General features: G+C 66.0%; 10 protein-coding genes. 6 read left to right on the forward strand and 4 right to left on the reverse strand.

The window, feature by feature from the left end; genetic code table 11:
- From HG262_RS30180 to fusA, 4 genes are all read left to right on the forward strand, one after another.
- A partial coding sequence (locus HG262_RS30180) for a PLP-dependent aminotransferase family protein (RefSeq protein WP_169274496.1) occupies positions 1-1068 on the forward strand: 1068 nt, incomplete at its 5' end.
- A gap of 29 nt (positions 1069-1097) precedes the next feature.
- Complete coding sequence (locus HG262_RS30185) at positions 1098-1442, forward strand: TIGR01244 family sulfur transferase (protein WP_169274497.1); 345 nt, start codon at positions 1098-1100, stop codon at positions 1440-1442.
- Between the two features lie 100 nt (positions 1443-1542).
- Positions 1543-2007, forward strand: coding sequence for a universal stress protein (locus HG262_RS30190; RefSeq protein WP_169274498.1), 465 nt, complete (start codon positions 1543-1545; stop codon positions 2005-2007).
- A gap of 355 nt (positions 2008-2362) precedes the next feature.
- Complete coding sequence (gene fusA / locus HG262_RS30195; protein WP_169274499.1) at positions 2363-4474, forward strand: elongation factor G; 2112 nt, start codon at positions 2363-2365, stop codon at positions 4472-4474.
- A 16-nt stretch (positions 4475-4490) separates the two neighbouring features.
- Here fusA and HG262_RS30200 read toward each other — a convergent pair whose 3' ends face one another.
- Positions 4491-5447 carry a DMT family transporter gene (locus tag HG262_RS30200; protein ID WP_248293536.1) on the reverse strand — a complete coding sequence of 319 codons (957 nt, stop codon included), beginning with the start codon at positions 5445-5447 and terminating at the stop codon, positions 4491-4493.
- Between the two features lie 244 nt (positions 5448-5691).
- Between HG262_RS30200 and HG262_RS30205 the strand changes: the two genes are divergently transcribed.
- Positions 5692-6162 (forward strand): Lrp/AsnC family transcriptional regulator, encoded by a 471-nt coding sequence (locus HG262_RS30205; RefSeq protein ID WP_169274500.1) that lies wholly within the window; start codon positions 5692-5694, stop codon positions 6160-6162.
- A gap of 4 nt (positions 6163-6166) precedes the next feature.
- Here HG262_RS30205 and HG262_RS30210 read toward each other — a convergent pair whose 3' ends face one another.
- Entirely contained in the window at positions 6167-6976 is an 810-nt protein-coding gene (locus HG262_RS30210) for an alpha/beta hydrolase (RefSeq protein ID WP_169274501.1), read from the reverse strand.
- Between the two features lie 110 nt (positions 6977-7086).
- On the opposite strand from HG262_RS30210, the gene HG262_RS30215 reads away from it, so the two are divergent.
- Entirely contained in the window at positions 7087-7584 is a 498-nt protein-coding gene (locus HG262_RS30215) for a YbaK/EbsC family protein (RefSeq protein ID WP_169274502.1), read from the forward strand.
- A 42-nt stretch (positions 7585-7626) separates the two neighbouring features.
- Here HG262_RS30215 and HG262_RS30220 read toward each other — a convergent pair whose 3' ends face one another.
- Both HG262_RS30220 and HG262_RS30225 read right to left on the reverse strand, forming a co-directional pair.
- On the reverse strand, positions 7627-8424 hold the full coding sequence (locus tag HG262_RS30220; RefSeq protein ID WP_169274503.1) for an ABC transporter ATP-binding protein: 798 nt from the start codon (positions 8422-8424) through the stop codon (positions 7627-7629).
- Positions 8421-8666, reverse strand: a 246-nt coding sequence (locus HG262_RS30225; protein WP_169274504.1) for an iron chelate uptake ABC transporter family permease subunit, incomplete at its 5' end; no start/stop codon positions are given. The genes HG262_RS30220 and HG262_RS30225, both read right to left, overlap by 4 nt.

Genomic DNA, 8666 nt, shown 5'->3' on the forward strand with positions numbered 1-8666 from the left:
GCCGGCCTGCTGCCGGCCGAGTGGCTGGATCCGGACATGGTGGCAGGCGCCGTGCGCGCGGTGGGGCGCTCGGTGCGCGCCAATCTGGTCAGCTATGGTCATCCGCAGGGTTTCGCGCCCTTGCGCCAGCAAATCGCCGCGTCGTTGCAGAACGACGGCGTGCCGGCGCATCCGGAACTGAACCTGCTGACCACCAACGGCGTAACCCACGGCCTGGACCTGATTGCGCGGCACCTGGTCAAGCCGGGCGATACCGTCCTGGTCGAAGACCCGGCATGGTTCGTCATCTTCGGCCGGCTGGTGGCATTCGGCGCGCGGCTGATCGGCGTGCCGCGCAGGCCCGACGGCCCGGATATCGCCATGCTGGAGCAGTTGGCGGCCGAGCACAAACCGAAGCTCTTCATCATCAACAGCGCCGTCCATAACCCCACCGGCCATAGCTTGTCGGCCGGCGTGGCCTACGACATCCTGCGGATCGCCGAGCGCCACGATTTCATGGTGGTCGAAGACGACACCTACGGGGAACTGCATCCGGGTGGCGCAATGAAGCTGGCCGTGCTGGACCGCTTGAACCGCGTGATCCTCGTCAGCGGCTATTCCAAGATGCTGGCCGCCAGCCTGCGCGTGGGTTACGTGGCCGCCAATCCCGACATCCTGCAAAAGCTGGCCGACCTGAAAATGCTGGCGGGGCTGACTTCGCCCGAGCTGGGCGAACGCGTGGTCCACCGCGTGCTGATGGAAGGACAGTACCGGCGCCACATCGAGCGCGTGCGGGCGCGGGTGGACGACGCTCGGCAACGGTGCATGCGGGGGCTGCTGAAGCTGGGGCTGACGGTGCCCCACGAGCCCAACGCGGGGATGTTCGTGTGGGCCGATTGCGGGCGCGACACCGAAGTGCTGGCCCGCGAGGCCGCCGACCGGGGCATGTTGCTGGCGCCCGGCACGCTGTTTTCACCGTCGCAGGCGCCCTCGACCATGCTGCGGTTCTCGGTCTCGATCGCGGATGACCGCGGCGTCTGGACAGAATTGGAAAAACTCTTCGCGCAAAACGGCTCCTACAATCAATAATATGCAGCTATCTATCTGAAGGAACCGCCATGTCCGCACCCATCAAACCCCTGACCGAAAACTTTGCCGTCGCGCCTCAATTGGGTCCCGAGGACATGGCCGATGTGGCCGCCGCCGGCTACAAGAGCGTCATCATCAACCGCCCCGACTTTGAAGGCGGCCCCGATCAGCCCACCGCCGCCGACGTGTCCAAGGCCGCGGCCGCCGCCGGCCTGGCCGTCGAATACCAGCCCGTGGTCGGCAGCGCCATGACCGTGTCCGACGTGGTGCGCTTCGCCGAATTGCTCAAGACCCTGCCGGGCCCCGTGCTGGCCTATTGCCGCACTGGCACCCGTTGCACCAATCTCTTCGCCGCCGCTCAGCAACTGGGCTGAAACGGCGCTTGACGCGCGTCAAGCCCGCCGGGGTTCCCTTGATGTGAACCTGGCGGCTTTCCGGTAGCATAAAGATTCCTCTCAAACAGGAGCAGGCAAGATGTTCAAGAAGATCCTGATTCCCACCGACGGTTCGCCGCTGTCGGCCCAAGCCGCCAACGCGGGCATTTCCTTCGCACGTTCGGTCGGCGCCGAAGTCGTCGCCCTGTACGTGACGCAGCCGTTTGCGGCCACGATCGGTTTTGACGGCATGGCCGCGGCCTACGCCATCACCGACGAAGACTACGAAAAGGCCTCGGCCGAGCAAGCCGACAAGTACCTGAAGCAAATCACCGACCGCGCCGACACCGCCGGCGTCAAGTCCGAAGCGCGCGCCGTGTCCAACTTCAACGTGGCCGACGGCATCGTGCAGGCCGCCACCGAAGCCGGTTGCGACCTGATCTTCATCGGCAGCCACGGCCGCAGCGGCCTGTCGCGCCTGCTGCTGGGCAGCGTCACGGCCAAGGTGCTGTCGCTGGCCACCACCGCCGTGCTGGTCTACCGCGTCAAGGAAGAAAAGAAGTAAGCGCCGCCCGGCCCGGCGCCAAGCCGGTGCCTACGCCGCAAAGCCCCTCCGCAGCGAGGGGCTTTTTTTGTCTTGTGCCAGCGCAGGGCAATAGCGCCGCCTTATGGCAGCGATGAATATCTTTTTCCTGGCGCGTCTTTTCAAGGAAAACAGTCCCTTACGGGGCCAATCCGCCGGGCTGGCCGGAAGCGGTACCGATTGGTTCTTGTATCTTGCCGCGCGGCGCGTAATATTTACGCATCAAGGCGGGCGCGGTTCCGCATTCCCCAGTACCCCACGCGGCATGGCGCCCGCCGCGGCAGCGCCCGGTCGGGCTTGCCGTACGTGCATAGTGGTTCACTGCAAGGAAGAGGCCATGACTCGCAAGACGCGTATCGAGCTTTACCGCAATATCGGCATCAGCGCCCATATCGACGCGGGCAAAACGACGACCACCGAGCGCATCCTCTTCTATACCGGCATCACCCACAAGATCGGCGAAGTCCATGACGGCGCGGCCGTGATGGACTGGATGGAGCAAGAGCAGGAACGCGGCATCACCATCACGTCGGCCGCCACCACCGCCTTCTGGAAGGGCATGGCGGGCAATTACCCCGAACACCGCATCAACATCATCGACACGCCCGGGCACGTGGACTTCACCATCGAAGTCGAACGGTCCATGCGCGTGCTGGACGGCGCGGTCATGGTCTATGACGCGGTGGGCGGCGTGCAGCCGCAGTCCGAAACCGTTTGGAGGCAGGCCAACAAGTACAAGGTGCCGCGTCTGGCCTTCGTCAACAAGATGGACCGCGTGGGCGCGGACTTCCTGCGCGTGCAGCGCCAGATCGCCGAACGGCTGAAAGGCGACGCCGTGCCGATCCAGCTGCCGGTCGGCGCCGAAGACCATTTCGAAGGCGTGATCGATCTGGTCAAGATGAAGGCCATCATCTGGGACGACGCCAGCCAGGGCGTGAAGTTCAAGTACGAGGACATTCCCGCGTCCATGCTGGACGAGGCGCAGAAATGGCACGACAACATGGTGGAAAAGGCCGCCGAGGGCAACGAGACGCTGCTTGAAAAGTACCTGTCGGGTGAAACCCTGACGGAAGACGAGATCAAGCAGGGCTTGCGCGCGCGCACGGTCGCCAACGAAATCGTGCCCATGTTGTGCGGCAGCGCTTTCAAGAACAAGGGCGTGCAGGCGATGCTGGACGCCGTCATCGACTACATGCCGTCGCCGCTAGACGTGCCGGCTATCAAGGGGCACGACGAGCGCGACCGCGAAATCGAACGTCATCCGGCCGACAACGAGCCGTTCTCGGCGCTGGCCTTCAAGATCATGACGGACCCGTTCGTCGGGCAATTGGTGTTTTTTCGCGTGTATTCCGGCGTGGTGAAATCCGGCGACTCCGTCTACAACCCGATCAAGGGCAAGAAGGAGCGGCTGGGCCGCATCCTGCAGATGCACGCGAACGAGCGCCGGGAAATCACCGAAGTGTATGCGGGCGATATCGCCGCGGCCGTCGGCATCAAGGACGTCACCACCGGCGACACACTGTCGGACCCGGCACACATCATCATCCTTGAACGCATGGTCTTCCCCGAGCCCGTGATTTCGCAGGCCGTGGAACCCAAGACCAAGGCCGACCAGGAAAAAATGGGCATCGCGCTGAACCGGTTGGCGCAAGAGGATCCGTCCTTCCGCGTGCGTACCGACGAGGAATCGGGCCAGACCATCATTTCGGGCATGGGAGAGTTGCACCTGGAAATCCTGGTCGACCGCATGAAGCGCGAGTTCAACGTCGAGGCCACGGTCGGCAAGCCGCAAGTGGCCTACCGCGAAACCATCCGCAAGGCCTGCAACGAAGTCGAAGGCAAGTTCGTCAAGCAGTCGGGCGGACGCGGCCAGTATGGCCATGTGGTGCTGAAGCTGGAACCGCAAGAACCAGGCAAGGGCTACGAATTCGTGGACGCCATCAAGGGGGGCGTGGTGCCGCGCGAATTCATTCCGGCGGTTGACAAGGGCATCCGCGAATCGCTGAACGCAGGCGTGCTGGCGGGCTACCCGGTCGTGGACGTGAAGGCGACCCTGTTCTTCGGTTCGTACCACGACGTGGACTCGAACGAAAACGCCTTCAAGATGGCGGGCTCGATGGCGTTCAAGGAGGGCATGCGCCGCGCCGATCCCGTCTTGCTGGAACCGATGATGCAGGTTGAAGTCGAGACGCCCGAGGACTTCACCGGCAATGTGATGGGCGACTTGTCTTCGCGGCGCGGCATGGTGCAGGGCATGGAAGATATCGCGGGCGGCGGCGGCAAGGTGGTTCGCGCTGAAGTGCCGCTGGCCGAGATGTTCGGCTATTCAACGTCGCTGCGGTCGCTGACCCAGGGGCGCGCGACCTACACGATGGAGTTCAAGCACTACGCCGAAGCGCCCCGCCAGGTGGCGCAGGAAGTCATCGCGGCCCAAGGCGCGGGCCGCTGAATCCCTGCTGCGGGGTTCAGGCCGGGGCGGCCACGGTGGCTGCCCCGGCCCGCATGCGTGCAGACGCCATCTTCACGCCCATCAAAATCATCACGAAGCCGTAGGCGTGGAACAGTTGCGGGGTCTCACCCAGCAAGGGCCACGCCAGCAACGCCGCATACACCGGCACCAGGAACATGGACAGCCCCGCCGTGGCGGGACCGGCCTGGCTGATCAGGCGGCCATAGACGTAATAGGCGCCCAGGCTGGGCACCACCGCCAGGAACAGCAGCACGGCCGCCAGGCGCGGATCCGTCCAGGGCGGCGTGGCGCCGGCTGCGGCTTCGATGCCGGCAAAGGGCGCCAGCGCCAACACGCCGCCCACCATCATCGTCGCCAGCCGCGCGCTGTCCGGCACGGCGGGCAGCGTCAGGCGCTTTTGCAAGACGGTGTAGAACGCCCAGCCGGTCGCGGCCAGCAGCACCCACAGGTCGCCCTGGCCAAACGCCAGCCGCGCCAGCGCGTGGAGGTCGCCGCGCGACAGCACCACCAGGACGCCGCCCAGGGCCAGGCCCAAGCCGGCCGCCCGCAGCGCCGACAGCGGTTTGCGCCAGATCAGCGCTTCCAGCAACGCTACCAGGATAGGGCTGCACGAAAAAATCAGGGCAATGTTGGTGGCGCTGGTGGTCTGCGCGCCGATGTATTGCGGTGCCACCGCCACGCCCATGCCCAGCACTGCCAGCGGCAGCAGGGTAGGCAAACCGCGCCACAAGGCGCGGCGGTGCGCACGCAGGGCAGGCGTCGCCAGGGGCAGCAGGATCAGCAAGGCCAGCAGCCAGCGGCCGAAGGCAAGGAAGACGGGGGGAAGGCTGGCGTCGTGCGCCCAGCGGGCGGCGACCATATTCGATGCGAATAACGCCGGGGCGGTCAGGAGCATGGCGGTGCCGGACAGGCCCAGACCGGTTCTTGCGGGTACTGCTGCTGCGTGGGACATGGTTTCCAGCCGCGCGGATCGGCGCGCGGGTTGCTGCGTGGGAACTGCCGGCGCGCACGCCGGGTTGTGCCGCGGTGCATGCGCCGAAATCCGACGGGCGGGATAGGGCCCGTCTTGCTGGAAAGTCTACGGCCGAGGAAACAAAATAGGTTTCCTGATTCACGCAAAATTGGCGGATAAAGAAGAATATTCATCTTGTAGAATGCGTATTCGAAGGGATATTCTCTTTATTGGTTCGCCAGCCATGTCCGCCACCCCGAAAATCGACGAAACCGACCGCAAGATCCTGCGCGCATTGCGCGTCGACGGCCGCCTGACCAACCTGAAACTTGCCGAGCAAGTCGGCTTGTCGCCCACGCCTTGCTGGAACCGGGTCAAGGCGCTGGAAGAGGCTGGCGTGATCGAGGGCTACGCGGCCTTGCTGAATCAAAAGGCGTTGGGCCTGCCGGATACCGTCATGATCGAGGTCACGCTGGAACACCACGACGACGAGTCCCTGGCGCGGTTCGGCGAAGAGATCACCCGGCTGCCGGAAGTGGTCGAAGCCTTTCTGGTCACGGGCGAATACGACTATCTGATCAAGGTGGCCGTGGCAGGCACCGAGGGCTACGAGGCATTCCTGCGCAAACGGCTGTACAAGCTGCGCGGCGTGCGCCACAGCCGTTCCACGTTCGTCCTGCGGCGGCTCAAGCACACGCCGTCAGTGGAACCGTAAGGGGCTAGCCCCCGATGAAGGCGTCGATGGCGCCGTTGAAGGCGCGGGGGTTGCCCAGGTTCATGCCATGCGACGATCCGACGACCGTCACGCGATGCGCGTGCGGCACCCATTGCGACAGGGCATCCAGCACGGCGGGGTAGGGCGCGGGGCTCAACGCGCCGCCGATCAGCAAGGTCGGCAGCTTCAGTGTGCCGATCTGCTGGGGTGTCAGCGCTTCGGGCTGTTCGTCCGCCTGGCCAAAGAGCGTGCCGACGTTGTCGCGCACCATCTCCTTGAACCACGGCACCATGCGCTGCCAGGTCTCCGGCCCCGTCACCGTGTCCACGAACAGCGCCAGGCCTTCCTCGACGTCGCCCTGGCGGATCAGCGCCAAGGCGCGTTGGCGGAAACCGCCGCGCGAATCATCGCCGCCGGGCAGCGGCAGGCCCGGATCGGCCAGCGTCAGGCTGCGCAACGCGTCGGGCTGGCGTAGCGCGGCTTCCAGCGCCACGCGGCCGCCGCGGGAATGGCCCACCAGATGGGCGGGGCCGCCTGCCACGGTATCGATGAACTCCAGGACGTCGCTGGCATGCTGCTCGATGGAAAACCCGTCGCCCTCGCCGTCCCAGGCCTCGGGCCAGTACCGGCGCAGGCAAACCGCCAGCACCCGGAAAGACTTGCCCAGCGGCGCCATCTGCGATTTCCAGTAGCGGCAGTCCGACAATGAGCCGTGCACCAGCACCAGCGGCGTGCCGCTGCCGTACTCGGTGTAGGACATGGCGTAGCCGTTGATCAACGCGGTTTGCAGGGGCAGGACGGGTTCGGAACGCATGGAGGTCGGGAAGGGGAAAGCCAGGTCCGCATTCTAGCCCGCCGCCGTTGGGGGCCATCGCCGGCTGCCGCTGATAAACTCGTTCGCAACCTTTCATGGAGTCCGTCACGATGTCCCCCGAGTCCCTCGCCGCTTTGCCAGAATCCGCCCAACGCGTTGCCCGCCTGCTGCTCGAAATCGGGCATGACAAGCCCGTCGTCGTCCTGCCGCAATCGGGCAAGACGTCGGCGGAAGCAGCGGCGGGCCTGGGGTGCGAAGTGGCGCAGATCGCCAAGTCGATCATCTTCCGCCGGGTGTCCGACGATGCGCCCGTGCTGGTCATCGCCAGCGGCGCCAATCGCGTGGACGAGGCCAAGGTGGCCGGCGAGGTCGGCGCCTTGGCCAAGGCCGACGCCAAGTTCGTGCGCGATATGACGGGCTACGCCATCGGCGGCGTCTGCCCCATCGGCCACGCTGTCAAGCCGGTCATGTTGCTGGATGCGGACCTCTTCAACTACGACAGCCTGTGGGCGGCCGCCGGCCATCCGCACGCCGTGTTCAACCTGACGCCCCGGCAACTGGCGGACATGACCGGTGCGCCGGTCGTGGATGTGGCGCTGCGCGCCTGAGCGGCCGCCTCTCGCATTTCCGGCCCGACGCCACGGCGACGTTCAGCGCGGGTGTTCGTCCAGCCCGTCGATCAGCACCTGCCGCAGACCGCGCGAGCAGGCTTCCACCCGCCCCTGCACCCCGTAGACCTCCGCCAGCGATGCGGGCGTGATGACGTCCGCCGGTGCGCCTTCGGCGTGCAACTGGCCGGCCTGGATCATCACGGCGCGGTCCGCGTGCTGCAACGCCACGTTCAGGTCGTGCAGCACGATGATGCTGATCAGGCCGTGCTCGCGCGTTTCCTGCTTCAGCAGCCGCATGACGTGGAACTGGTAGTTCAGGTCCAGGGCAGATAAGGGTTCGTCCAGCAGCAGCACGCGGGGATGGCGGATCAGCGCCTGCGCCAGTCCCACCAACTGCTTCTGCCCGCCCGACAAGGCATCCAGGTAGTGCAGCGCCAGATGCCCGATGCCCAACCGCTCCAGGAGGCGCTCGATGTCGGCCATGCCCGCGCCGGCCGACAGGGTGTCGCGGCTGGCGTTCGCGGCGACCAGCACCGATTCGAAAACCCGCAGATGCACGGCGGCGGGCAGGCTCTGGGGCAGGTAGACCATATGCCGGGCGCGTTCGCCCACGCCCAGCCGGGTCAGGTCCTGCCCATCCAGCAAGACGCTGCCGCCGCGTGCGCGGACCAGGCCGGCCAGCGCCTTCAGCAACGTGGACTTGCCGCTGCCGTTCGGGCCGAGCAGGGCCGTCACTTGGCCAGCGGCAAGCGCCGGGATCGACAACGCGTGCAGCACGTCGCCCCGGCCATAGCCGGCGGTCAGCCCGTGGATGTCCAAGACGGCGCCGCGCGTCATGGCAATTGCCGGCGCAACACCACCGACACGAAGAAGGGGATGCCGACCAGCGCGGTCACGATGCCAACGGGCACGACCACGCCGGGCATCAGGTTCTTGGAAACGACGGACGCCAGCGACAGGATCAGCGCACCGACCAGCGCGCTGCCGGGCAGATAAAAGCGATGGTCTTCGCCGAACAGCCGGCGCGCGATGTGCGGCGCCACCAGGCCGATGAACCCGATGGTGCCCACAAACGCGAC

Origin of the sequence: Achromobacter sp. Bel (assembly GCF_012928505.1) — a bacterium.
Taxonomy (GTDB): domain Bacteria; phylum Pseudomonadota; class Gammaproteobacteria; order Burkholderiales; family Burkholderiaceae_B; genus Achromobacter.